Origin of the sequence: Mesorhizobium sp. M1A.T.Ca.IN.004.03.1.1 (genome assembly GCF_003997555.1) — a bacterium.
GTDB lineage: Bacteria > Pseudomonadota > Alphaproteobacteria > Rhizobiales > Rhizobiaceae > Mesorhizobium.
Genome location: NZ_RZTV01000008.1, coordinates 128,573 through 151,303, shown reverse-complemented (window position 1 = coordinate 151,303; position 22,731 = coordinate 128,573). Strand labels below are relative to the sequence as shown.

The following is a 22,731-nucleotide window of genomic DNA, read 5'->3' as shown; positions in this document are numbered from 1 at the left end:
GCCGGCGCAACGAAATTGATTTCGCGCGGATCACGCATGGTTGATGGACAATGACGACAAGGCGGTGGCAGCTCGCGCATGGACGCCATCTCGACCTCGGCCCCAAGTCGGTCGTGGTCGGCATCCTCAACGTCACGCCGGATAGTTTTTCCGACGGGGGATTGTTCATCGCGCCGGAGAAGGCGATAGCCCAGGCGCGCCGCATGGCGGAAGAGGGCGCGGCCATCATCGACATCGGCGGGGAATCGACGCGGCCCGGTTTTGCCCCGATCAGCGCCGAAGAAGAGCAGACGCGGGTGCTGCCGGTCATCGAGGCGCTCGCGGCATCGGGCGAGGCGCTGATTTCGGTCGACACCTATCGCGAGGACACCGCGCGGCGGGCCGTCGCTGCGGGGGCGCATATCGTCAACGATGTCTGGGGACTGCAGCGCGAGCCCGGCATCGCGAGAGTCGCGGCCGAGACCGGCGCCGGCCTCATCATTATGCATACCGGCCGTGAACGCCAGAAGCTGCCGGACGTGATCGAGGACCAGCTTCTGTTCCTCAGCAAATCGCTGGAGATCGCGCGCGCCAGCAATGTTGCCGAGGACCAGATCGTGCTCGACGCCGGTTTCGGCTTTGCCAAGGAGACGACGGAGGAAAATCTCGATCTGATGGCGCGGTTCTCCGAGCTTCAGGCGCTCGGCTTTCCGCTGATGGCGGGAACGTCGCGAAAGCGTTTTATCGGCGGCGTCACGGGTCGCGAGCCTGCTGAGCGTGCTGTCGGCACCGCGGCCACGAGCGTCATTCTGCGGCTCAAGGGAGCCGATCTTTTTCGCGTCCACGATGTCGCAATCAACGTGGATGCGCTGGCGATGGCCGATGCTATGCTGACGCGCGAAAAACTTTCTCCCGGACGCTGACGATGTATGTCATCCGCATGAAGAACTGCGCCTTCTTTGCCCGGCACGGCGTGCTGGACGAGGAGGAGACGCTCGGCCAGCGTTTTTATGTCGACGCCGAACTCACCGTCGAGCCCAGCCGGCCGCTGGAGGACGATTCGATCGAGGATACCGTCAATTACGGCATCGCCTTCGCGGTCATCGAGAAGATCGTCACCGGGCACCGGCGCTTCCTGATCGAGGCGCTGGCGCTGGAAGTGGCGAAGGCGCTGGCGGCGCGCTTTCCGCAGATCAGGAAAGCGGAAATTACGGTGCGCAAGCCGAACGCCCCGGTTCCGGGCGTGCTCGATCATGTCGAGGTGACAGTTGTCTGGCCCCAATAGCGCCGTCTACCTTAGCCTCGGCGGGAATCTCGGCGATCCGGCGAAATCCATGGCCGCGGCGCTGCGCATGCTGGACGGCGACGACAAGACGCGCGTCACCGCTGTTTCCTCGCTGTACCGGACGCCGCCGTGGGGCAAGCTCGACCAGCCGGATTTTCTTAATGCCTCGGCCGGCATCGAAACCGCGCGCTCGCCACGCGACCTGCTCGATCTCTGCCTGGATGTCGAGAGGCGCCTGAAGCGGGTGCGCGAGGAACGTTGGGGGCCGCGCCTGATCGACATCGACATTCTGGTGTTCGGTGACCGGGTGATCCACGAGACGGGTCTTGAGGTTCCCCACCCGCGCATGCTGGAGCGGGCCTTCGTGCTGGCGCCGCTGGCCGAGATCGCGCCCGATCTTGTGGTCGGCAACAAAAGCGTGTCGGAGCGGCTCGGCGCCGTCGATATTTCGGGGATCGAGCGGCTGCCGTCCGGCCGCGAGTGGTGGCTCGGCTGAGCCGTTTGTTTTCAAGCAATTTTCTGGGCGGAAAACCGCTACACTTCTGGAATTGGTCCGGCTATCAGCCGGAGAAACCGCCGCCCTCGAGAAACGTCTTTTCCTCGGGCGTCGTCTCGCGGCCGAGCATTTTGTTTCGATGCGGGAAGCGCCCGAAGCGCTGGATGATCTCCAGGTGCTCCTTGGCGTATTTGAGATAATCCGGCGCCCTGGCTGCTGTGAGTTCGAGCGAGCGTTCCTGATCCGCGAGCGACTCCGAATGCTCGAAGGGGAGATAGAGGAAGACACGAAGCGCTTCTTCGAGCTCGAGATCCTGACCGGCGGCGATCGCCAGGTCGGCGAAATGCCTGGCCAGCGGATCGGTCGCGTACATATGTCCGGTGCCGCGGAAGCAGTTGCGCGGAAACTGGTCGAGCAGGATCATCAACGCCAGCGATCCTTCGGCATGCTCGCTCCAGGCGTCGCATTCGCGCCGGGCGGCGGCGTGGTGCAGCTCGAGGAAGCAGTCGCGGAAACCCGAGTCGAACGCGTCGTTCTTTTCGAACCAGGCGTCCTCGCCGGCATCGCGCCAGAATTTGGTGACGGCAAGCGCCCGAGGGTCGAGTTCTGCCATGCGTTGCTCCTCAGCTCTTCGTCTCTGCCTTGTTCAGCACGCCGGCCGTCTCTTCGTTCAGCGCCCGGCCGGCGCGGCGCGGCTGCGCGAGCGGGGTCGGGATCGGCGTGCCGATATTGCCTTTGAGAAAGCGCTGGCCGGCGCGGATACCTTCGGCGAGCTGTGTCTCGATGCGAGCTGTGTCGCGGCGGCGAACGTCCTCGATCACCTCGGCTACCTCCTCCGGATCGACGCCCAGCGCTTCCAGGGCCGAGCCGCCGAAGACCAGCGCCGATTCAAAGGTCTCGCGCAACTGATAGTCGACGCCGGCGCGGATGAGTTGCAGCGCGGTGCCGCGGTCGAAGGCGCGCGCCAAGATAGTAACCAGCGGGAATTCCGCCTTCATCAATTGCGCGATGCGCACGGCCACGTCCGGTTTGTCGACGCAGATCAGCACGGCGCGCGCGCGGCCAGCGCCCGCCGCACGCAGGATGTCGAGCCGCGTGCCGTCGCCGTAATAGACCTTGAAGCCGAAATCGGCCGCCGCCTGGATCATCTCGACCTCATTGTCGATGATCGAGACGTCGAGGCCGCGCAAAAGCAGCGGCTGGCTGGCGATCTGGCCGAAGCGGCCGAAGCCGATGATCAGCACGCTGCCGGTTAGCCCGTCGGCGATGTCGACGCCTTCCAGCGATTGCTCGTCGCGCGGGGTGAGGTAGCGCAGAGCCAAGATAGCCACGGGCGTCAGCACCATGGAGATGATGACGATGGCGGTCAGCGTGGAATTGGCCTGACCGTCGATGATGCCGACGACGGCGGCCGAGGAATAGAGCACAAAGGCGAATTCGCCGCCCTGGGCCATGACGACGGCGCGCTCGAGCGCCTCGCGATGGCCGCTCTTGAGCATACGCGCGACCAGATAGATGCCGAGCCCCTTCATGACCATATAGGCGACGACATAAATGGCGACTAGGCGCCAGTTCTGGGCGACGACGCCAAGGTCGAGCGACATGCCGACGGCAAGAAAGAACAGGCCGAGCAGGATGCCGCGAAACGGCTCGATATCGGCTTCGAGCTGGTGGCGGAAGGTCGATTCGGAGAGCAGCACGCCGGCGAGGAACGCACCCATCGCCATCGACAAACCGGAAAGCTGCATGGCTAGCGCCGACCCAAGCACCACCAGCAGGGCGGCGGCCGTCATCACTTCGCGGGCGCGGGCATCGGCCAGGATGCGGAAGAGCGGGTTGAGCAGATAGCGACCGGCCACGACGAGGCCGACGATCGCCGCGATCCCGATCCCCACTTCGGTCAAGCGCTCAGACAGGCTGGTCTCCGCGCCTCCCGGCGCCAGGAACGCCACCAGCGCCAGAAGTGGCACGATCATCAGGTCTTCGAGCAGAAGGATCGAGACGATGCGCTGCCCTTTGGGCGCGGCGATCTCGCCGCGCTCCTCGAGCAGTTGCATGACGATCGCGGTCGAGGTCAGCACGAAGCCGGCGCCGGCGACGAAGGATTGCGCGATCGGAAAGCCTCCGGCCAGGCCGACAAGCGTCAACAGAACGGCGCAGACGCCAACCTGCAGCGCGCCGAGACCAAAGATTTCCCGGCGCAGGCCCCAGAGTCGCGACGGCTGCATTTCCAGGCCGATGATGAACAGGAACATGACGACGCCAAGCTCGGCGACGTGAAGGATGGCTTCCGATTCGGAAAAAATGCGGAGGCCGAACGGCCCGATGACCACACCGGCAGCGAGATAGCCGAGGATGGAGCCCAGCCCGATGCGCTTGAAGATCGGCACGGCGATCACGCCGGCAGCGAGCAGCGCCACTACCTGTACGAGATCGCTGCCCGATGCTTCAGCCGCCATGACTACCGTCCTTTCGTTTCAGCACTCCTTGCATGCAGCGGGAGTGCGAGGCAAGGGCAGGGGGCCTGGCAGGAAGAGCAGGGGTGTCGGCCCGAAAACGAGCGTGTGCCGTCAGGCAAACTCCCGCTGCAGCTTCGTACACAAGTTTACGGAGCCCGGTCGTTGCGCGCCGCCACAATCAAAGGTTAAGGCCGGTAGGCTTTGGCTATGGAGCTTCAGCCATTGGAGGGCAGCGGCGATGGGCCGCTGCCTTTTTTTGAGGAGATGACTGACATGAAGAATTTTTTGCTCGTTGCCGTTGGCGTTGCGGCGCTGGCCGTTTCGGCCTGTTCGAAGGGACCGGAGTGCACACAGGAGATCGCCGCCAAGAAGGCGCAGGACATGGCTGCCGCGCTTCAGGAAGCAATCACCAAGGATCCGAGCAAGGCGGCTGATCTGACGGCCAAGGTGCAGGCCGTGACGACGAAATATCAGAATGCCACGACGCTGGACGAAGTCTGCAAGGCATATGACGAAGTGACTGCCGCCATCAAGGGTTGAGCCAAGTCAAAACGAAAGAAGGCGGTGGCCATTGGCTGCCGCCTTTTGTCTTCCTCGATCGCCTTTGCTCAGTTCTTCGCGATCGAGCCGACTTCGACCGTGTCGACCCGCTTTAGGCTCATGCCGATGACCGGCACCAGCTGCTTGTCGACGCGCACGGCGACCGTCACGGTCATCGAATTGTCGTCGGGAACGCGCGCCTGCATGACGCCGTTCAACTGATTGCGGTTAATGGTGAAGACGACCTTTTGGGGATCGACGACATTGCCGCCGACAATGTCCATGCCGTTGCCGGTCGAGCCGCCCATGAAAGTGCCTTTATAACCATCCCGGCCCCGGCGTTCGACCGTCGCCGACATCTTCTGGGTGAAGACGCCGACCCGGCAGTCGCCGTCTAGCGTCATGCCGACCTTGCCGTCCGGCGTGGAACCGTTGAAATTGCAGGTGAATTTCGTGCCCTTGTATTTGCCGGCGATGATTTCGCCAGGGCCGACCCATTTGCCTTCGACCGAGCGGAAAAACTGCTTGTCAGCCTCTGCTCCAAAGGCCCTTTCGACGAGGCCGAGCGGTACGGCGGCCGCAACCGTTGCGGTCATGACGCAGGACAAGATTACGCTTCTCATTGACAACACCCGGCACGAACGAGTCTGCTGTTGGAACCAGAGTGACCATGAAGAAGATTGGTTAATGCTTCGTCACTGGCGACCGTTTCTGCATTTACCTTACTGCTCGCTTCGGCCATCCTTTCGCGTCGCGAACGAGGTCAATGCCGAGAGGAAATCGCCTAGCCCCGGTCGCTTTACCGCAATGAACGGCAGCGGGCGCGTCGTTTCCATCGCCGCGATGCCGATGCGCGCCGTCATCATGCCGTTGACGACGCCTTCACCAAGCTTTGCCGAGAGCTTCACGGCAAGGCCGTGGCCGACGATCTGCTGCACGAAACTGTCGCCGACGGCGATCGAGCCGGTCACCGCGAGATGGGCAAGCACACCGCGCGCCAGGCGGAAGAAGCCCAGCGTGCCGGGACGGCCGCCATAAAGTTCCGACAGGCGCCGGATCAACCTGCCGGCTTCGAACACGACATAGGCGACGTCGACCAACGCGCGCGGGCTGACCGCCGTCACCAGCGAGACGCGCTTCGCGGCCTCCAGGATCATCATCTTGGCGCGGGCATCGAGCGGCGACAGAATCTCGGTCTCGGCGAGCCGCACCAGATTGGCGCCATCAATAATCTCGCCGCGCAATTCGGCGAGCGAGCGGCGGCCGGCCGCGGTCTCCGGTTTTGCCGCGACGAAGGCGGAAAGCTCGTCGACCAGAGCGCGCGCGGCCTTGGGGTCGTCGCGCGCCACCGCATCCACGGCCCGTCGCTGTAGTTTCTCGACCTCAGCGAGGCGTGCGATGGCGAGGAACTCGCGGATCAGGACGATCAGCAGCGACAAAAGCGCGATGGCCGCCATGCCGGCCGCCAGCCAGCCCAGCCATTCGGCGCGCGCGAAAAGATCACGGATGAGCTGATCCGTCCACAGGCCCACCGCGAGCGAGACAAGCACGCCGAAAGCTCCGAAAAACAGGCGTGCCAGCAGCGAGCGCCTCCTTGGAGCGGTCGCCGGTGGCGGCGGGGCCTGCTCGATATCCGGCTGGTCGAAAACGTCGATCTCCGAGGGAATGACCACGGCGACATCGGCCCTGGCGGCGCGTGGCCTGCGCACGGGCTGTTCGGCGCCACGCTTCTGCGGCGCCTCGTGCCTTGGCGCGGGCTCGGGCTCGATGCGGAAGGCCGCCGGTTTGCGGGGCGGATTCATGCCAAACGATCTCCGATCAGGAACTGAAGCGCGCGGTCGAGGCGAATATGCGGCAAAGACAGCGTGACGCCTTCGGCCGTCCGCTCGAGCTTCGGCGGACGAAAGCGCACGAAACGGATCGCATTGTTTTCCGCCTGCTGCCCGGAAACGTCGAACACGGGATCGACCTTTTCCGGCAAGTCACCGGGAAATATGGCTGTTTCGGCTTTGCCGTCGAATGTCTCGCCGTTGATCTTCTCGCCTTTCAAGGGCGTGCCGATGATCACCGGCAATGTCTCGCGGCCTTGCTTCACGGTGCCCTCGCGGGTCGAGCGCACCGCCGCCATGGCGACCACATCGACATCGGCGCCGCTGAAATTGGCCCGCGCCACCGCCCGGTCGGCCAGGCGGCGCACGATCGCCTGCAGCCGGTCATGGCTTTCGTGGTGCAACTGGTCGGCTTTGGTCGCCGCCACCAGGATGCGGTCGATGCGCCTCGAAAACAGGTCGGTGACGAAATTGCCCCGCCCGGGTCGGAAGCAGGAGAGGATTTCGGTGACGGCCCGTTCGAGGTCGGCCATGGCGGCCGGGCCGGCGTTGAGCGCCTGCATGGCGTCTATCAGCACGATCTGGCGGTCGAGACGGGTGATATGCTCGCGAAAGAACGGTTTTACGACATGGGTCTTGTAGGCTTCGTAGCGGCGCTCCATCATCGCCTGCAGCGATCCGGGGCGGCGCCGTTCCGACAATTTCATCAGCGGCGCGAAGGTCAGCGCCGGCGAGCCTTCGAGATCGCCCGGCATCAGGAAACGACCCGGCGGCAGCGTCGACAGCGCACGTTCGTCGAGCTTGCAGGCCGTGAGATAGGCGGCGAAGCTTTCGGCGAGACGGCGCGCCGTCATCTCGTCCGCGTCGGCATCCGGATCGACCGAGGAGGCCAGCTCCTGCCACGCCCGTGACAGGTCGGAGCGGACCGGCAGGGCGGCCAGCTCCACCGCCTCGCGCGAAAAATCGGCGAAAGATTTACCGAGCAGCGGCAGGTCAAGCAGCCATTCGCCGGGATAATCGACGATGTCGATCGACAGCTTTCCGGCCGAAAACAGCCGGTTCCAGCCGGAGGCCGACTCGTATTCGATGGTCAGCCTCAGCTCTGAAATCGCGCGCGTCGAATCCGGCCAGACACGGTCGTCGACCAGGGCCGCGACATGGTCCTCGTACTGGAAGCGCGGGACGGCGTCGTCCGGCTGCTCCTCGAGCAAGGCGCGGGCGATGCGGCCCGATTTTTGCGCTTCGAACAGCGGCAGCCGCCCGCCATGGATAAGGTTATGGACGAGAGCGGAAATGAACACCGTCTTGCCGGCGCGGGAGAGGCCGGTGACGCCCAGTCGCAGGGATGGGGAGAAGAGCCCGGCGGCCCGGCCCGACAACGTGTCGAGCGCAATCCTCGCCTCGTCGGTGAAAGTGGTCAGCGATGATGCCAAATCTGCCTCTGGGTCGCCCGTCAGGGCCCGATATAGGCCTTGGGCAAGGCGTTTGAAATGGTGTCAGAGATCGGCGGGACTGAGAAAGGCCTCGAGATAACCACGGCCTTGGCCTGCTTCACCGAGATTGCCGGGAAAACGCACGACGGCGAGTCCGGAAGTGGGAAAGCCGTGGTTGAGCATGCCTCGCGCGGTCTCATCGCCGTCGCCCGACACCGCCATGGCCAGGTCCTCGGTCATCGGATTGTGGCCGATCACCAGCAATGAGCCGGCCCCGCTGTTCTTACGAATGATTTCGAGATAACCGGCGGCATCTTCGCTGTAGAGTGTGTCGAAGAACAGCACCCGGCCGGTGTCGGTGCGGCCCGCAAGGCCTTCCAGGGTCTGCCGTGCTCGCTTGGCGTTGGAGCAGAGCGTGACATCCGGCACGTAGTCGCGGGCCCGCATGGCGTCACCCATCGCCTCAGCGTCGGCCATGCCCGATTCGTCGAGCGGACGATCGAAGTCACGAATACCGGGCAGCGCCCATCCGGCTTTGGCATGCCTCAACAGATAAAGTCTGCTCAACCGGCTCCCCCTTTATGTTGAATACGCTGAGCGTTTTGGCGATTAGTCACCAGAACGGTGTCGTGCACAATGGCATAGGACGCGCAACCGCGCCGAATCGCTGATGATTTCGATCCCGACCGTTGAGAAATGGCCGCCGCGAATGCCTGCTGCTGCGAAGACTAACAAATGCGTGAAACTGTTATTGTTTCCGCTTGTGCAGCCCCTTGTCCGCGAATATATAGGCGCCAAATTTGGGGTTGTTGGGTGAGTCGAATGAACGACATCGTTACCGCCGATTACGTACCCTCCGAAGACGAGCCGTTCATGAACGAACGGCAGAAATCATACTTCCGCCAGAAGCTTATCACATGGAAGAATGACATCCTTCGCGAAGCGCGTGAAACACTCGAAATCCTCCAGCAAGAAAACGCCAACCATCCCGACCTAGCCGACCGCGCCTCTTCCGAAACCGACCGAGCCATCGAACTGCGCGCCCGCGATCGCCAGCGCAAGCTGATCTCGAAAATCGACTCCGCGCTGCAGCGGATCGACGAAGGCACCTATGGCTATTGCGAGGAAACCGGCGAGCCGATCGCGCTGAAGCGGCTCGACGCCCGCCCGATCGCGACGCTGTCGATCGAGGCGCAGGAGCGCCACGAACGCCGCGAGAAGGTCTACCGCGACGACTGACGCGGGTTGGGACAGACGCATGTTTTGCGAAAATGGCCGGATCTTTCCGGCCATTTTCTTTTTGAGCGGCAATCCTTTGGGGGTCAGCGTTTGTGGCTGGCCAGCTCGCCGAGAAGCTTGGTCATCTCGTCATCGAGCGAGGGCTTCGCCGCCGGCTTGCTTGCCGGTTTGGAATGGGACTCCTCCAACGATGCCTCGAGCTCGTGCATCAGTGTGTCGTCGATCGAGTCGTTGGAGGGCTGCGGCGGGGCCTGCCGGCTGGTACCATTCGTCCCATACGCAGGGAGCGGCATGACTTTCGCGGCCGGGGGAGGCGGTACCGGCGGCTTTGCCGGAGGGGGCGCCGCGCGCGGGCGCGACACGGGCTCGCTCACGGGAGCCGGCGCCGGTGCGGTCGGCTGCCTGGCCGGGGCGGGTGCGGGCTGAGGCGCCCGCGGGCGCGGCGCGGCGGCCTGCTGCTGGCCGCTGTCTCCGGTCAGCGCCGGACGGCGAGGTGCTGCCAGCCTTATGTCGCGTTCGACCACGACATCAGTCGGGCCGCCGATCAGGATGAGGTGTTCGATATCGTCGCGCCGCACCAGCACCAGCCGGCGGTGGCTGTCGACAGCGGTGGCGTCCATGACGGCGAGCCGTGTCTTGCGATTCCGGCCTCCGGCAACGAAGGTGCCGAAAGTCAGGTTGCGGACTACCTTGATGACGAGCAGGACCACGACCAGCAGAACAAGGGCCGCGAACGTCCATAGAATTGCAGCGACGTAACCCGGCCCCGCTACGCTATCCAGCCACTGCAGCATCGGTGCACCCAATCGCCTTTGAAGTGACGCGACACTAGACCTTAGGGACTAGCCTCCGCAAGGCGACATCACCCATCGTGAACAGTTTGAAACATGAATCGTTGATTTTATCGGACATTTGCCGTCCGGGCCTTTTCCGCTACAGGAGAATGTGATTCAACCGGCCGTTCGCGGGTGTCGGGGCATCGGAATCACGAGCAGGGGGCACATGGCCAAGGAAACGCGCGGCGATTTCTATCCGGTACCGATCGTCGACCAAAACACGCGTCCGGGCGCCATCGCCAGGCTCATCATCTTCATCGTCGTTTTGACCGGCGCGGCGGTCGTTTTCGGGTTGTTCCGCGAGCGCCTCGGCGATCCGTTCCTGCTCGGCATGCTTGGCGTGCTCGCCATGATCGGCGTCGGCTTTCTGTTCGCGACGGCGATCGGCTTCGTGCAGATCGCCCCGCGTTCAACCGGCGACGAGCTGTCCAAAGCGTTCGTCGATTCAATGTCGCAAGGCCTCCTGGTCACCGACACCAAGGGTCGCGTAATCTACGCCAACCGGGCCTATGCCGAGATGACGGGGGCCGCTTCGGCGGCGGACCTCAAGACGGTCGAGGGGCTGCTTTCGGACGTCCCCGAGGCCTCGATGACCATCTACCGGCTGGCGTCCGGCCTGCGCGACGGCCAGGCGGGCGACGGTGAATTCCGCCTGGCGCAGTCGATCAAGCCTGGGGCCGAGCCGGGCGCGCGCTGGTACCGCGTCCGCGCGCGCGCCTTCAATGTGCCGGGCCAGCGGCTGCCGCTGCTTGCCTGGCAGATCGCAGACATTTCGCAGGAGCGGGCGGAACAGGAGCGTTTCTTCCTCGACCTGCAAAAGGCGATAGACCATCTCGACCACGCGCCCGCAGGCTTCTTCTCGGCCGACCAGGAAGGCCGCGTCACCTATATCAATGCGACGCTTGCCGAATGGCTGGGCATCGACCTTGCCAGCTTCACCCCGGGCGCGGTCACGCTGCCGGAGATCGTTGCCGGCGACGGCATGGCGCTCGTCCGCTCGGTCAAGGCTGATCCCGGCGCCACGCGCAACGCCGTCATCGACCTTGATCTGACGACAATGAGCGGCCAGGCACTGCCCGTCCGCTTCATGCACCGCGTTTCGGCGAGCCGCGAAGGAGTGAACGGGCCGACGCGCACCATCGTGCTCAACCGCACCCAGGGTGAGGACGCGTCCGCCGACCTGCGCGCCTCGGAGGTGCGCTTCACGCGTTTCTTCAACTCGACGCCGATGGCGATAGCCGGCGTCGATGCCGGCGGGCGCATCCTGCGCACCAATGCGCCGTTCCTGTCGCTGTTTTCGTCCGTCGTCGACCGGGACGCTGTCGACCGGCGTGTGCGTTTTGAGAGCGTGGTGCATGAACGCGACCGGCCGGCCTTCGCCGCCGCCTTCGAGAAGGCGCGGCAGCGGCAGGCCAATATCGAGCCGATCGACTCGTTGCTGCCTGGGCATGAGGAGCGCCACATCCGCTTCTACGTGAATGCCGTCGCCGACGGCGCCGGTAGCGAGGGTGCGGAGGAATCGGCCATCGTCTACGCCGTCGAGACTACCGAGCAGAAGGCGCTCGAGGGCCAGATGGCGCAGAGCCAGAAGATGCAGGCGGTCGGCCAGCTTGCCGGCGGCATCGCGCACGACTTCAACAACGTGCTCACCGCCATCATCATGGCGTCGGACCTCCTGCTCACCAACCACCGGCCGTCGGACCCGTCCTTCCCCGACATCATGAACATCAAGCAGAACGCCAACCGGGCGGCGTCGCTTGTTAGGCAGTTGCTGGCCTTCTCGCGCAAGCAGACCCTGCGGCCGGAAGTTCTCAACCTGACCGATGTGCTTGCCGATCTGCGCATGCTGCTTGCCCGCCTGGTGGGCAACGATATCAGGCTGAAGATCGACCACGGGCGCGATCTGTGGCCGGTCAAGGTCGACATCGGCCAATTCGAGCAGGTGGTGGTTAATCTCGCCGTCAACGCGCGCGATGCGATGCCCACCGGCGGCGATCTTACCGTGCGCACCCGCAACGTCATGGCCGAGGAGTGCAAATCGTTCCCGTATCGCGAGCTTATCCCGGCCGATTATGTGCTGGTCGAGGTCGAGGACACGGGCAGCGGCATCGCGCCAAAGGTGCTGAAGAAGATATTCGAGCCGTTCTTCACCACAAAGGAGGTCGGCAAGGGAACGGGCCTTGGCCTCTCGATGGTGTATGGCATCATCAAGCAGACCGGCGGCTTCATCTACTGCGATTCCGAAGTCGGCAAGGGCACGGTGTTCCGCATCTTCCTGCCGCGTCACGTGACGGAGGTGAAGAAGGCGAGCGAATCTGCCGACACTGCGGCGGCGGCAGCTCCAGCCAAGCCGGCCGACACGACGAAGGACCTCTCAGGTTCGGCGACCGTGCTTCTGGTCGAGGACGAGGACGCCGTTCGCATGGGCGGCGTGAGGGCGCTGACTTCGCGCGGCTACACCGTTCACGAGGCTTCCTCCGGCGTCGAGGCGCTGGAGGTCTTCGAGGCACTCGGCGGCAAGGTCGACATCGTGGTGTCCGATGTGGTGATGCCGGAAATGGACGGGCCGACGCTGCTCGGCGAATTGCGCAAGCGCCAGCCGGACATAAAATTCGTCTTCGTTTCCGGCTATGCCGAGGACGCCTTTGCCAAAAACCTGCCGGCCGACGCGCATTTCGGCTTCCTGCCCAAACCATTCTCGCTCAAGCAACTGGCGACGATCGTCAAAGACGTGCTGGAATCTTAAAGCGCATCGGTGAAGCAGATCAGGGGACGCGCTTCAGATCATTGCTTGATGCAGGTCGTTTCCCCAAAAGCGCTGCGCCCTTTTAGGCGATATGTCTTAAACAGCTATCGCTTGCACATTGCAGCCAGCCTGCCATGATGGCGATCGGATGGGTCCTGTCATGGGGGTGATAGCGCGTGACGCCGCACATCGAGGCGGGCAGGGGAGATTATGCCGAAACGGTGCTGCTGCCGGGCGACCCCGAGCGCGCGCAGTGGATGGCGCAAACTTTTCTGGAGGCGCCGCGCTGCATCAATCTCCGTCGGGGCGCCCTCGGCTTCACTGGCCGTTTCCGCGGCAAGCCGGTCAGCATCCAGGCAACCGGCATCGGCGTCTCTTCTTTCCTGATCTATGCCCATGAGTTGCTGGACTATCATGGCGTGAAGACGCTGATCCGCACAGGAACATGCGGCGCATTGTCGGACGACGTTCCGCTGCGGGGCTTGGTCGTTTCAAGCGCCGTGCGCGCCGAGGGCCCGATCAGCGGGCAGGTGTTCGGACTTTACCAGCCGGCGGGCCCCGATGAGGCGCTCCATGCGCTGGCGCTGCAGCGGGCCGCCGATCTCGGCATTGCCTGCAGCGCCGGCCTGACCGTCTGCAGCGACATCTTCCATCATCCCGATGGCCGCGCCCGCTTCGACGAGCCCAGGGCGCTCGGCGCGCTGGCGGTCGACATGGAAACCAGCGCGCTCTACCGCATCTCGGCGCAGTTCGGCGCGCGCGCCCTATCGCTGCTGACCGTGGTCGACCACGTCGCCGCCGACGAGCAGACCGAGTATTCCGAACGCCAGGCGCTGTTCACCGACATGACCCGCCTGGCGCTGGAAGTCGCGGTCACTGCTTAGGCGGTTTCCGCTTCAACTGCCCCTCGGCTGTCGGCCGGCGACCCGCAGATAAAGCGGTAGGTTGTGCGCAGCATCGAAGCGAAGTTCCTTGTTCGATCAATGTTTCGTGCAGGTGGAGGCGGTAAAGGCGCCGTCCTGCTGCTTCATGATGATGTCGAAGGAGGGAGCGCCTGGATCGTCGAGCGTCGCCTGTGTCAGCGAGATCGAGTTGCCGCCGCTCGTATAGCCGCCGAGCGGGCCGAGCCAGCTGATCTCGCCATTGGCGTCCATCTGGTAGTTGTAGGTTCCCGACGTGCCGAAGGTCACTGGGCCGCTATAGACATTGCCCTTGATGGTGATGTCGCCGAGATTGATGAAGAGGCCGAGCAGATAGACCTCGCAATGATAGACGCCGTCCGGAAGCTTGCCTTCGGCGAAGTCCGCGCCGGCCTTGCCCACGGCCGACGCAAGAAGCAGCAAGCTCAGAAGAATGCGAATCGGGAAGGCCATGCGGTCGCTCATTTCGGCGGCGACCTTGCCCCATTTTGCCGCTGCCCCGCAACTGGCCGGCGAGTGCCGGCACGGAGACGAGATTAAGCATTGGGCATTTTATGATTTGGGCAAAATCTAGGCAGAGCTGCGCAACGTTTTCTCAAACCCAGGGTGCTTGATCGGAGTCGTTTTATTCGCTTCTCAAGCGCTAAACGTTTGTATTTATGACTATTTCTCCTGATCCCCGCCTGCGTCCGCGTTTGGCACGTCGCTTGCAACCAAGTTTGATGAGATCGGATCGTCAACCATCACCGGTTGACGAGCGGAAGGGTTGCCTTCGAGGGGAAGGCGCTCGACCGGAGCGCGGCGTATGACCGCGCCCGGTCGGGCATCGCATGGTGCCGCAGGGCAGGGAGATCTCTCCGCTGCTCACGGTCCTCGAAAATCTGAAGTCCGGCTTCGCGCCGCTTCAGCGCGGCGACCGCAACATTCCTTCGCATGTCTTCGAGGTGTTTGCGGTGCTGAGGCAGATGCCTTCGCGGCGCGGCGGCGACCTGTGCGGTGACCAGCGGCAACTCGCCACTCGGGCGGGCGCTGGTGATGCGGCCGAAGCTGCGCACGCCGTCGCCGGTCTCGCGATGCAGAATAGATTCCTCGTGCGGACGCCTAGATCATTGCGGATTATGCACCATTAATGACGCTTCCAAGTAACGGAATGGATCCTTGGGTCTTCGCTCCGGTTCGCGTCGTTACGCGGAAGGATGACGAAGTGTTCGACGGCTCTGGTGTGGCCAATAGCGCATGCTAGTCTTTGCATGGCCTTGGTGAGTCGGGCTCTTTCCGTATCAGTCGAGATGAAGGGGGATGGCGCGGGCTCCGCCCGCAAGGTCCGCGCAAGCAAGCTCGACTAGCTTTCCCCGCAGTGATGGTCGGTCGATGCGTCCAACAAAAGCTTGCCAGGGGAAGGCGATGGAACGTTTTGTCGAGGACTATCAGAAGCGGCGACTGACCGAGCGCGTCGATATCATGACGGCGATCAACATCCTGATGTCGCAGGGCTACGACGAGGATGATCTGCTCGGCGAAATAACCAAGGTTTTTTACGTCGACCTCGACGCCTATAACGAAGTAATCGGGCACCACTGACGGCTTGAGCCGCAAGACTTCAACCGTTCCGGAATTGCTCTGAGCTTCAAGCGCAGCGGTGGATGTCGAGCACCCGGCTGCGAGCGAAGACTCCGACATTCCGTAAGGTCAGAGGACGAACACCGACAACAGCAGTATGATGCCGACTGCCATCATCACCAGACCTGGCCAATTCTGAGACAGGCCGAGGAAACGGAGTCCGCGTCGCCGCGGCTCCAGTGTGGGGCCTGGTGTTGCCAGGTTCGGCGCCGGACGGTCCGGCGCTGTAGATGCCGGGTCACTCAGGCGTCCGCGCCTCAAAGTGGCGCCTGCCATGTAGACGACGCCTGCGATGGTAAGCAACGCACCGAGGATGACGGTCATCTTCCCTCGCTCCTTTCCGACGCTGCGGGATGTGTCGAGCGTTTCGCGAGGTCGCCGTACCGATCTTTCGGCGAGATAACCCTCCGCCGACCTCGCGATCGGCTGGGACAGAACGGTCAACATGGCCGGCAGGTTCCGACAAGCCAACTGCCGACGGCGTGCCGCGCCGGGCAAACTTCCGGCGTTCCAACAAAGAGCCGCGCCAGTTTAGGCCGCCACCCGCTTCATCAGCGCCATGGCACCGAAGGGCGCACGCACCTTGCCCTCGCTTATGAAATAGGCGAACACGTCGCGCGGCTTGACCGGCGCGTCGGTCTTGGGATCGGCGCGCGGCAGGTCGGCCGGCTGCCTGCCTTCCGCCCAGGTCTTGATGCGGCCCGCCCATTCGTCGAGCCCTTTCGGCGTGTAGCAATCGGGATTGTCGTCGCTGCCGGTTTGCAGGCGGGCATAGACGAAATCGCCGGTGACGTCGGCGATCGCCGGATATTTGGCGTGGTCGGCATAGACGATGGCGGCATTGTATTTGCGCGCCAGAGCCGGAAATTCCGGGACAATGAAGCTGTCATGCCGCACTTCGAGCGCATGGCGCAGCGGCACGCCGTCCTGCTTGTCGGGCAGCAGCTTCAGGAAGGCCTCGAGATCGTCCGCATCGAACTTCTTCGTCGGCGCGAACTGCCACAGGATCGGTCCCAGTTTGTCGCCGAGCGCGACAATACCCGAGCCGAGGAAGCGCATTATCGATTCCCCGGCCTCGCCGAGCACGCGGCGGTTGGTGACGAAACGGTTGCCCTTGAGCGAAAAGACGAAGCCGTCCGGCGTATCGTTCGCCCACTTGACGAAGGTCGGCTCCTTGAAGCTGGAATAGTAGGTGCCGTTGACCTCGATGCTCGGCACCTGGCGGCTGGCATAGTGCAACTGCTTGGCCTTGGCGAGCTTCTCCGGATAGAAGGAGGTGTCCCAGGGCTCGAAGGTCCAGCCGCCCATGCCGGAGCGGATCTTTCCTTGGCTCATAGTCTTCCTCCTCCGAGTTTTGAATGCGGCTCAGGCTGCTTTGTCGACCGGCTTGGCCATGTCGACCAATATCCATCCTGGCCGGTAAGGGTTGGCGCGGCGACCCGTTTCCCGATAGCCGTAAGCCGAATAGAGCGCGATGTTCCGCTCCATGCGCGAATTGGTGTAGAGCCGCACCTCCGGCACGCCCCATGACCGCGCCTGCTCGTCGGCGAAGTCGAGCAGCGCGATGCCGAGTTTCCTGCCCTGGAAGGCCGGCGAAACGGCAACGCTGAAGATCATGGCATGATCGTCGTGCCGCTCGAGGACAAGCAGCCCGGCCAGATCGGAACCATCCTCCAGCAGCCAGACCTCGCCGCGCGCAATGCGGGGCGCATAGTCCTCGGTCACCGGGATCGGTGGCGCGCCGAACAGGGCGGTGTAGGGGGCGTAGGCGTCCGTGGTTATCGCGACGACAGCTTGGAGATCACCTGCAAGCGCTTGCCTGATCTTCATTCGAGACTGTTCCAAACGCTTGCCGACCCACTCGCTCACTCGGCCGCTTCGCGCTTGCCCCCGGGGCGCCGCTCCAGAAGCTCCTTCAGGAACTGGCCGGTGTAGCTGCGCTTTTCGCGCACGATCGCTTCCGGGGTGCCGGAGGCGACCAGCTCGCCGCCACCGTCGCCGCCCTCGGGGCCGAGGTCGAGCACCCAGTCGGCGGTCTTGATGACTTCGAGATTGTGCTCGATCACCACCACCGTGTTGCCCTGGTCGACCAGCTCATGCAGCACTTCGAGCAGCTTGGCGACGTCGTGGAAATGCAGGCCGGTGGTCGGCTCATCCAGGATGTAGAGCGTCTTGCCGGTCGCCTTGCGCGACAGTTCCTTGGCCAGCTTGATGCGTTGCGCCTCGCCGCCGGAGAGCGTCGTCGCCTGCTGGCCGATATGGATGTAGCCGAGCCCGACCTGCTTCAGCGTCTCGAGCTTGTCGCGCACGCCGGGCACCGCCGAGAAGAACTCGACGCCTTCCTCGACCGTCATGTCGAGCACGTCGGCGATCGACTTGCCCTTGAAAAGCACGTCCAGCGTCTCGCGGTTGTAGCGCTTGCCATGGCAGACGTCGCAGGTGACGTAGACGTCGGGCAGGAAGTGCATCTCGATCTTGATGACGCCGTCGCCCTGGCACGCCTCGCAGCGGCCGCCCTTGACGTTGAAGGAGAAACGGCCCGGCTGATAGCCGCGGGCCTTGGCCTCCGGCAGACCGGCGAACCAATCGCGGATCGGCGTGAAGGCGCCGGTATAAGTGGCGGGGTTGGAGCGGGGCGTGCGGCCAATCGGCGACTGGTCGATATCGATGACCTTGTCGAGGAACTCCAGGCCCTCGATGCGATCATGCTCGGCCGGATGCTCGCGCGAGCCCATGATGCGGCGTGAGGCCGCCTTGAACAGCGTCTCGATCAGGAAGGTCGACTTGCCGCCGCCGGAGACGCCGGTGACGCAGGTGAAAGTGCCGAGCGGGATCTCCGCCGTGACGTTCTTCAAATTGTTGCCGCGCGCGCCGATAACCTTGATACGCCGGTTCTTTTTCGCCTCGCGGCGCACCGCCGGCGTCGCGACCTCGAGCTCGCCCGACAAATATTTCCCGGTGATCGAGGCGGGCGTCGCCATGATCTGCTGCGGCGTGCCTTGCGCGATGATCTCACCGCCATGGATGCCGGCGGCCGGGCCGATATCGACGACATAATCGGCATGCAGGATGGCGTCCTCGTCATGCTCGACGACGATCACCGTGTTGCCGATGTCGCGCAGGTGCTTCAACGTATCGAGCAGGCGCGCGTTGTCGCGCTGGTGCAGACCGATAGACGGCTCGTCCAGCACGTAGAGCACGCCCGTCAAGCCGGAGCCGATCTGCGAAGCCAAACGAATGCGCTGGCTCTCGCCGCCCGACAGCGTGCCGGAATTGCGCGACAACGTCAGATAGTCGAGGCCGACATCGTTCAAGAAACGCAGGCGCTCGCGGATTTCCTTCAGCACCCGGACGGCGATCTCATTCTGCTTCTCGTTGAGCTGCGCCGGCAGATCGGTGAACCACCGGTCGGCCTTGCGGATCGACAGCTCCGTGACCTCGCCGATGTGCCTGCCGGCGATCTTGACTGAGAGCGCTTCCGGCTTCAGCCGGTAGCCGTTGCAGGCGGGGCAGGGGGTGGCCGACATGAAGCGCTCGATCTCCTCGCGCATCCAGGCCGATTCCGTTTCTTTCCAGCGCCGGTCGAGGTTGGGGATGACGCCCTCGAAGGTCTTGGTCGTTTTGTAGGAGCGCAGGCCGTCGTCATACTGGAAGGTGATCTCGCGCTCGCCCGTGCCGTGCAGCACGGCCTGCTGCGCCTCGGCGCTCAGATCCTTGAACTTGTCGCCGAGCTTGAAGCCATAGGCCTTGCCCAAGGCCTCAAGCGTCTGCGCGTAATAGGGCGAGGTCGATTTCGCCCACGGGCTGATGGCGCCGTCGCGCAGCGAGACATTCTCGTCCGGCACAATGAGGTTGGCGTCGATGGCGCGCTGGCTGCCGAGGCCGTCGCAGGTCGGGCAGGCGCCGAACGGATTGTTGAAGGAGAACAGCCTGGGCTCGATCTCGGGAATGGTGAAGCCGGACACCGGGCAGGCGAATTTTTCCGAGAACATGATGCGCTCATGCGTCTCGTTCTTCGACTTGTTGACCGAGTCCTCGCCCGTCCGGCTGGCGTCGAGCGGCTTGTCGGCGAACTCGGCCACCGCAAGCCCGTCGGCGAGCTTCAGCGCCGTCTCCATCGAATCCGCAAGCCGCGTCGCCAGATCGCCGCGAACTACGATGCGGTCGACGACCACGTCGATGTCGTGCTTGTATTTCTTGTCCAGCGCCGGCACGTCGGCGATCTCGTAGAAGACGCCGTCGACCTTGACGCGCTGGAACCCCTTCTTCTGCAGCTCCAGAAGTTCCTTGCGGTATTCGCCCTTGCGGCCGCGCACGATCGGCGCCAGCAGGTAGAGACGCGTGCCCTCGTCCAGCGCCAGCACGCGGTCAACCATCTGGCTGACCGTCTGGCTTTCGATCGGCAGGCCGGTGGCCGGCGAATAGGGAATGCCGACGCGGGCGAAGAGCAGGCGCATATAGTCGTAGATTTCGGTGACGGTGCCGACTGTCGAGCGCGGGTTGCGCGACGTCGTCTTCTGCTCGATCGAGATGGCGGGAGACAAGCCGTCGATCTGGTCGACGTCCGGCTTCTGCATCATTTCCAGGAACTGGCGGGCATAGGCCGAAAGGCTTTCGACATAGCGACGCTGACCCTCGGCATAGATGGTGTCGAAGGCAAGCGACGACTTGCCGGATCCCGACAGGCCGGTCATGACGATCAGGCTGTCGCGCGGCAGGTCGAGATCGACGTTCTTGAGATTGTGTTCGCGCGCGCCGCGAATGGAAAGATATTTTTGGTCGGCCATCGCCGGTCGCCGCCTCAGGTCTGGAATTTGCTGGATTGGCGGGTTTGTCCCGGCCATCCCCTATGTAGGTAATCTCGTCGCCGCGTCGAGAGACGCCACAATCTCGACCAAAGCGTTTAACCGCCTTTCGCGCGAGCGGGCAAGCGGAAAGAACAAAGGCCGAACACCCTCCTGACAAAGCGCTGTGGAAACAGCGGCTGCAAAAACCGTCGCGACCGATCAGTCGAAGGCATTCGACTTACCTGGACGTAACCTCCGATCGATCACATTTTTCTGTAACCGGCTCTTCAACGGTTGACGTCTCGGACCCATGGGGGCAGTCTCAAAGGCGTCAACGAAGCCGGCCGTCTGTCGATGGCCTCGTCACCCAGAGGTGGCCTGCGAGACGCCGCAGGCTTCAGCGATTTGCGCTTCGGACGACATTGCCACAACGGACCAGGAGCGGAGCATGACGCCACCGGACAGTCCCTTGAGGCTCCACGAAGCGATGGAGCCGCGGCGGGCATAGTGCCAGGGTAGGCGTGAGCGCCACCCGAAAAACGTGACCTGCCGATTCCTACAATCAGAGACCATAGTCGGATCGTCGGCTGAAAGCCGCGTTGCATCCGAAACAGAACGCCGGCAGTCCACTCCCGGCTAAAATTGGGTTTCAGATCCATGAAAGCCCCGTCCACCTGCGGAAGCAGTGGCGGGGCTTGCATTTTGCGAGTCGAAGGTCCGTCGCCGGCGTCCGCAATGCGGGGTAAGCTTCAGTGGTTGGGAGGCCTGATGGCGCCCGTTGCCATGTCGATGGTTATGCTACCCGAAATCCTGACATCGGTGTCGCCGATCTTGAACGTGCCGTTGCTGCCGGCTGGCAGTGAGTCGTCAGGCTCGGGCTGCGGCGCGGGCTTGGCGATACGGTAGTCGCTGCTCACGCCGGGCAGTTTTTGTGTCGAATTGTCGTCGGCAAAAGCGGCGGTGCCGACCGCAAGCACGCCGGCGACTGCGACAACGGCAAAACCCAGATTCGTCAAGGAACGCGCTCGGATCATGCGCGAACTATAGAGGCGCGCCGAAGGCGAGGCCAGATGCGCCGCAATCAATTTGCCGCGCGGTCAGGCCGCCTTCTTGCGCGTGTCGTAGACATGGTCGACGAGGCCCCAGGCCTTCGCTTCCTCGGCGGTCATGAAATAGTCGCGGTCGAGCGTGCGCTCGACCTCGTCATAGGTCCGGCCGCAATGCTTGGCGTACAGCTCCGTCATGTGGCGCTTGGTGCGCAGGATGTCCTCGGCGTGGCGCTGGATGTCGGAGGCCTGGCCCTGGAAGCCGCCCAGCGGCTGATGCAGCACGATCCTGGTGTTGGGCAGCGCGATGCGCCGACCGGGCGAGCCTGCCATCAACAGGAATGAGCCCATCGAGGCGGCAAAGCCCATGCACACCGTCGACACCGGGCAGGAGATGTACTGCATGGTGTCGTAGATGGCGAAGCCGCTGGTCACCACGCCGCCCGGCGAGTTGATGTAGATCGATATCTCCTTGTCGGGATGGTCCGATTCCAGCGACAGGAGCTGCGCGCAGACCAGCGCCGACACGCCGTCATTGATCTCGCCGTTGATGAAGACGATGCGTTCGCGCAGCAGCCGCGAGAAAATGTCGAAGGCGCGCTCGCCGCGGCTCGACTGCTCGATCACCATCGGCACGAGATTGGCAAAGGCGCTCATCGCAGATCTCCTCGGTTCTTTGGTCAAGCCGCGCGCAGCATCATGCTTGGCGCGTTGGCGGCAGCTGGGCTCTTGCGCGCGTGGAGCGAAATCCCGCAGCCGGCGCCGGAAACGGCGACGACAGGTTGCGCGACCGTCGCGAAACCATCATGGACGATTCTGAGATGCGTGCCGCCGGAAACCGTGCGCGCGAGCGTGAAGGTGACAATGCTTTCGAAGATGGCACGGTCGAATGCCGGTAGCCGGTCGGCAGTGTCCACGCCCGGTCGCTCGCGCCAGGAATAGCGCAGCAGCTTGCCGGGCTCGGCCTCGAGCACTTCGCACTCGATCGGCGCGTTTGGTCCGGCAAAGGCAAAGCGCTCACCGATCGCTGGCTTGATGTCGTTGGGCATCGGCCAAGCGGCGAGCAATTCCGGCTCGGTGAGCGCCCGCCAGACTTTTTCCGGCGGATCGGCAAGCTCGCATTCGAAGCTGAGCGGCGCGTTGGCCGCTGCTGGGTGTTTGGTAATCGTCATTGGTCCATTTCCTTCAGAACCCTCTTCAAACGCTCGATGCGCTCCGGCCAGAAGGCGCGGTAGCGTTCGATCCAGCCGAGCAAGGGATCGAGCCCTTGAGGGTCGGCGCGGTAATAGGCGTTGCGGCCGGCGCGCCGCTCGATCACCAGTCCGGCGCCGCGCAGCACGGCAAGATGCTGCGAGACGGCCGGCTGCGACACGCTGACGCCGGCGCGCAGCTCGGACACCGTCAATTCGCCGGCCGCGAGCCGCTCGTAGACGGCGCGGCGTGTCGGATCGGCCAGGGCCCGGAAAATCTCTGCTTCGATCATGCGCAAAGCATAAGTCGATACTTATTGGTTTGG

At 63.7% G+C, this 22,731-nt stretch carries 24 protein-coding genes and 1 pseudogene; 9 read left to right on the top strand and 16 right to left on the bottom strand.

Annotated elements, in window-relative coordinates; all coding sequences use genetic code 11:
* The first annotated feature begins 50 nt into the window (after positions 1-50).
* The 3 genes from folP to folK are packed head-to-tail and all read left to right on the top strand — an operon-like array spanning position 51 to position 1,760.
* Positions 51-902 carry a dihydropteroate synthase gene (folP, locus tag EOD29_RS23280; RefSeq protein WP_127248006.1) on the top strand — a complete coding sequence of 284 codons (852 nt, stop codon included), beginning with the start codon at positions 51-53 and terminating at the stop codon, positions 900-902.
* A 2-nt stretch (positions 903-904) separates the two neighbouring features.
* The gene (gene folB / locus EOD29_RS23275) at positions 905-1,264 is read left to right on the top strand and encodes a dihydroneopterin aldolase (protein ID WP_066992392.1); all 360 of its coding nucleotides are present in this window, start codon (positions 905-907) and stop codon (positions 1,262-1,264) included.
* Positions 1,248-1,760: a 2-amino-4-hydroxy-6-hydroxymethyldihydropteridine diphosphokinase gene (folK, locus tag EOD29_RS23270; protein WP_127216235.1), complete on the top strand. Its 513-nt coding sequence runs from the start codon at positions 1,248-1,250 to the stop codon at positions 1,758-1,760. The genes folB and folK overlap by 17 nt, the downstream gene beginning before the upstream one ends.
* A gap of 64 nt (positions 1,761-1,824) precedes the next feature.
* On the opposite strand, the gene EOD29_RS23265 is transcribed toward folK, so the two are convergent.
* The gene (locus EOD29_RS23265) at positions 1,825-2,373 is read right to left on the bottom strand and encodes a DUF924 family protein (protein WP_127216236.1); all 549 of its coding nucleotides are present in this window, start codon (positions 2,371-2,373) and stop codon (positions 1,825-1,827) included.
* Between the two features lie 10 nt (positions 2,374-2,383).
* Positions 2,384-4,219, bottom strand: coding sequence for a monovalent cation:proton antiporter-2 (CPA2) family protein (locus EOD29_RS23260; RefSeq protein ID WP_127248005.1), 1,836 nt, complete (start codon positions 4,217-4,219; stop codon positions 2,384-2,386).
* A 222-nt stretch (positions 4,220-4,441) separates the two neighbouring features.
* On the opposite strand from EOD29_RS23260, the gene EOD29_RS23255 reads away from it, so the two are divergent.
* Positions 4,442-4,759, top strand: a complete 318-nt coding sequence (locus tag EOD29_RS23255; RefSeq protein WP_245460732.1) for a hypothetical protein — start codon at positions 4,442-4,444, stop codon at positions 4,757-4,759.
* A 68-nt stretch (positions 4,760-4,827) separates the two neighbouring features.
* On the opposite strand, the gene EOD29_RS23250 is transcribed toward EOD29_RS23255, so the two are convergent.
* The 4 genes from EOD29_RS23250 to EOD29_RS23235 form a co-directional block, all read right to left on the bottom strand.
* Positions 4,828-5,355, bottom strand: a complete 528-nt coding sequence (locus EOD29_RS23250) for a hypothetical protein (RefSeq protein ID WP_245299552.1) — start codon at positions 5,353-5,355, stop codon at positions 4,828-4,830.
* 126 nt (positions 5,356-5,481) lie between these two features.
* The gene (locus EOD29_RS23245) at positions 5,482-6,561 is read right to left on the bottom strand and encodes a TIGR01620 family protein (RefSeq protein ID WP_127241219.1); all 1,080 of its coding nucleotides are present in this window, start codon (positions 6,559-6,561) and stop codon (positions 5,482-5,484) included.
* On the bottom strand, positions 6,558-8,021 hold the full coding sequence (locus tag EOD29_RS23240; RefSeq protein ID WP_127248004.1) for a YcjX family protein: 1,464 nt from the start codon (positions 8,019-8,021) through the stop codon (positions 6,558-6,560). The genes EOD29_RS23245 and EOD29_RS23240 overlap by 4 nt, the downstream gene beginning before the upstream one ends.
* Before the next feature lie 63 nt (positions 8,022-8,084).
* Positions 8,085-8,588 (bottom strand): histidine phosphatase family protein, encoded by a 504-nt coding sequence (locus EOD29_RS23235; protein ID WP_127248003.1) that lies wholly within the window; start codon positions 8,586-8,588, stop codon positions 8,085-8,087.
* A 255-nt stretch (positions 8,589-8,843) separates the two neighbouring features.
* Between EOD29_RS23235 and dksA the strand changes: the two genes are divergently transcribed.
* Positions 8,844-9,260 (top strand): RNA polymerase-binding protein DksA, encoded by a 417-nt coding sequence (gene dksA, locus EOD29_RS23230; RefSeq protein ID WP_040972254.1) that lies wholly within the window; start codon positions 8,844-8,846, stop codon positions 9,258-9,260.
* 83 nt (positions 9,261-9,343) lie between these two features.
* Here the strand turns inward: dksA and EOD29_RS23225 are convergent, their stop codons facing one another.
* On the bottom strand, positions 9,344-10,054 hold the full coding sequence (locus EOD29_RS23225) for a flagellar biosynthetic protein FliO (protein WP_127248002.1): 711 nt from the start codon (positions 10,052-10,054) through the stop codon (positions 9,344-9,346).
* Positions 10,055-10,262: 208 nt separating this feature from the next.
* Here EOD29_RS23225 and EOD29_RS23220 point away from each other — a divergent pair, with 208 nt between their 5' ends.
* Positions 10,263-12,842, top strand: a complete 2,580-nt coding sequence (locus EOD29_RS23220; RefSeq protein ID WP_127248001.1) for a PAS domain-containing sensor histidine kinase — start codon at positions 10,263-10,265, stop codon at positions 12,840-12,842.
* A 176-nt stretch (positions 12,843-13,018) separates the two neighbouring features.
* Positions 13,019-13,726, top strand: a complete 708-nt coding sequence (locus EOD29_RS23215) for a purine-nucleoside phosphorylase (RefSeq protein ID WP_066992426.1) — start codon at positions 13,019-13,021, stop codon at positions 13,724-13,726.
* 96 nt (positions 13,727-13,822) lie between these two features.
* Here EOD29_RS23215 and EOD29_RS23210 read toward each other — a convergent pair whose 3' ends face one another.
* The gene (locus EOD29_RS23210; protein ID WP_095825347.1) at positions 13,823-14,215 is read right to left on the bottom strand and encodes a hypothetical protein; all 393 of its coding nucleotides are present in this window, start codon (positions 14,213-14,215) and stop codon (positions 13,823-13,825) included.
* Between the two features lie 279 nt (positions 14,216-14,494).
* Here EOD29_RS23210 and EOD29_RS23205 point away from each other — a divergent pair.
* Together EOD29_RS23205 and EOD29_RS23200 are read left to right on the top strand one after the other, a co-directional pair.
* Positions 14,495-14,812: pseudogene (locus tag EOD29_RS23205) on the top strand (ABC transporter ATP-binding protein); the annotation flags it as partial.
* Positions 14,813-15,166: 354 nt separating this feature from the next.
* A complete protein-coding gene (locus EOD29_RS23200; RefSeq protein WP_082953673.1) occupies positions 15,167-15,343 on the top strand; it encodes a hypothetical protein in 177 nt (58 codons plus the stop codon).
* A gap of 108 nt (positions 15,344-15,451) precedes the next feature.
* On the opposite strand, the gene EOD29_RS23195 is transcribed toward EOD29_RS23200, so the two are convergent.
* The 8 genes from EOD29_RS23195 to EOD29_RS23160 form a co-directional block, all read right to left on the bottom strand.
* On the bottom strand, positions 15,452-15,706 hold the full coding sequence (locus tag EOD29_RS23195) for a hypothetical protein (RefSeq protein WP_067320133.1): 255 nt from the start codon (positions 15,704-15,706) through the stop codon (positions 15,452-15,454).
* Between the two features lie 207 nt (positions 15,707-15,913).
* The gene (locus tag EOD29_RS23190; protein WP_127248000.1) at positions 15,914-16,717 is read right to left on the bottom strand and encodes a DUF72 domain-containing protein; all 804 of its coding nucleotides are present in this window, start codon (positions 16,715-16,717) and stop codon (positions 15,914-15,916) included.
* 30 nt (positions 16,718-16,747) lie between these two features.
* Entirely contained in the window at positions 16,748-17,212 is a 465-nt protein-coding gene (locus EOD29_RS23185) for a GNAT family N-acetyltransferase (RefSeq protein ID WP_066992439.1), read from the bottom strand.
* A gap of 35 nt (positions 17,213-17,247) precedes the next feature.
* Positions 17,248-20,169: an excinuclease ABC subunit UvrA gene (gene uvrA, locus EOD29_RS23180; RefSeq protein WP_127247999.1), complete on the bottom strand. Its 2,922-nt coding sequence runs from the start codon at positions 20,167-20,169 to the stop codon at positions 17,248-17,250.
* 749 nt (positions 20,170-20,918) lie between these two features.
* A complete protein-coding gene (locus EOD29_RS23175) occupies positions 20,919-21,185 on the bottom strand; it encodes a hypothetical protein (RefSeq protein ID WP_245466679.1) in 267 nt (88 codons plus the stop codon).
* An 81-nt stretch (positions 21,186-21,266) separates the two neighbouring features.
* A complete protein-coding gene (locus EOD29_RS23170; protein WP_066992448.1) occupies positions 21,267-21,872 on the bottom strand; it encodes an ATP-dependent Clp protease proteolytic subunit in 606 nt (201 codons plus the stop codon).
* 23 nt (positions 21,873-21,895) lie between these two features.
* Positions 21,896-22,387: an SRPBCC domain-containing protein gene (locus EOD29_RS23165; RefSeq protein ID WP_127247997.1), complete on the bottom strand. Its 492-nt coding sequence runs from the start codon at positions 22,385-22,387 to the stop codon at positions 21,896-21,898.
* Positions 22,384-22,698 (bottom strand): metalloregulator ArsR/SmtB family transcription factor, encoded by a 315-nt coding sequence (locus tag EOD29_RS23160; RefSeq protein WP_067319753.1) that lies wholly within the window; start codon positions 22,696-22,698, stop codon positions 22,384-22,386. Before EOD29_RS23160 ends, EOD29_RS23165 begins: the two co-directional genes overlap by 4 nt.
* Positions 22,699-22,731: the final 33 nt, after the last annotated feature.

Excerpts from the sequence above, each read along its gene's own strand:
- folP (WP_127248006.1), top strand. The coding sequence starts at position 51 with ATGACGACAAGGCGGTGGCAGCTCGCGCATGGACGCCATCTCGACCTC.
- folB (WP_066992392.1), top strand. The coding sequence starts at position 905 with ATGTATGTCATCCGCATGAAGAACTGCGCCTTCTTTGCCCGGCACGGC.
- EOD29_RS23265 (WP_127216236.1), bottom strand. The coding sequence starts at position 2,373 with ATGGCAGAACTCGACCCTCGGGCGCTTGCCGTCACCAAATTCTGGCGC.
- EOD29_RS23260 (WP_127248005.1), bottom strand. The coding sequence starts at position 4,219 with ATGGCGGCTGAAGCATCGGGCAGCGATCTCGTACAGGTAGTGGCGCTG.
- EOD29_RS23250 (WP_245299552.1), bottom strand. The coding sequence starts at position 5,355 with ATGACCGCAACGGTTGCGGCCGCCGTACCGCTCGGCCTCGTCGAAAGG.
- EOD29_RS23245 (WP_127241219.1), bottom strand. The coding sequence starts at position 6,561 with ATGAATCCGCCCCGCAAACCGGCGGCCTTCCGCATCGAGCCCGAGCCC.
- dksA (WP_040972254.1), top strand. The coding sequence starts at position 8,844 with ATGAACGACATCGTTACCGCCGATTACGTACCCTCCGAAGACGAGCCG.
- EOD29_RS23225 (WP_127248002.1), bottom strand. The coding sequence starts at position 10,054 with ATGCTGCAGTGGCTGGATAGCGTAGCGGGGCCGGGTTACGTCGCTGCA.
- EOD29_RS23220 (WP_127248001.1), top strand. The coding sequence starts at position 10,263 with ATGGCCAAGGAAACGCGCGGCGATTTCTATCCGGTACCGATCGTCGAC.
- EOD29_RS23210 (WP_095825347.1), bottom strand. The coding sequence starts at position 14,215 with ATGGCCTTCCCGATTCGCATTCTTCTGAGCTTGCTGCTTCTTGCGTCG.
- EOD29_RS23200 (WP_082953673.1), top strand. The coding sequence starts at position 15,167 with ATGGAACGTTTTGTCGAGGACTATCAGAAGCGGCGACTGACCGAGCGC.
- EOD29_RS23195 (WP_067320133.1), bottom strand. The coding sequence starts at position 15,706 with ATGACCGTCATCCTCGGTGCGTTGCTTACCATCGCAGGCGTCGTCTAC.
- EOD29_RS23190 (WP_127248000.1), bottom strand. The coding sequence starts at position 16,717 with ATGAGCCAAGGAAAGATCCGCTCCGGCATGGGCGGCTGGACCTTCGAG.
- EOD29_RS23185 (WP_066992439.1), bottom strand. The coding sequence starts at position 17,212 with ATGAAGATCAGGCAAGCGCTTGCAGGTGATCTCCAAGCTGTCGTCGCG.
- uvrA (WP_127247999.1), bottom strand. The coding sequence starts at position 20,169 with ATGGCCGACCAAAAATATCTTTCCATTCGCGGCGCGCGCGAACACAAT.
- EOD29_RS23170 (WP_066992448.1), bottom strand. The coding sequence starts at position 21,872 with ATGAGCGCCTTTGCCAATCTCGTGCCGATGGTGATCGAGCAGTCGAGC.
- EOD29_RS23165 (WP_127247997.1), bottom strand. The coding sequence starts at position 22,387 with ATGACGATTACCAAACACCCAGCAGCGGCCAACGCGCCGCTCAGCTTC.
- EOD29_RS23160 (WP_067319753.1), bottom strand. The coding sequence starts at position 22,698 with ATGATCGAAGCAGAGATTTTCCGGGCCCTGGCCGATCCGACACGCCGC.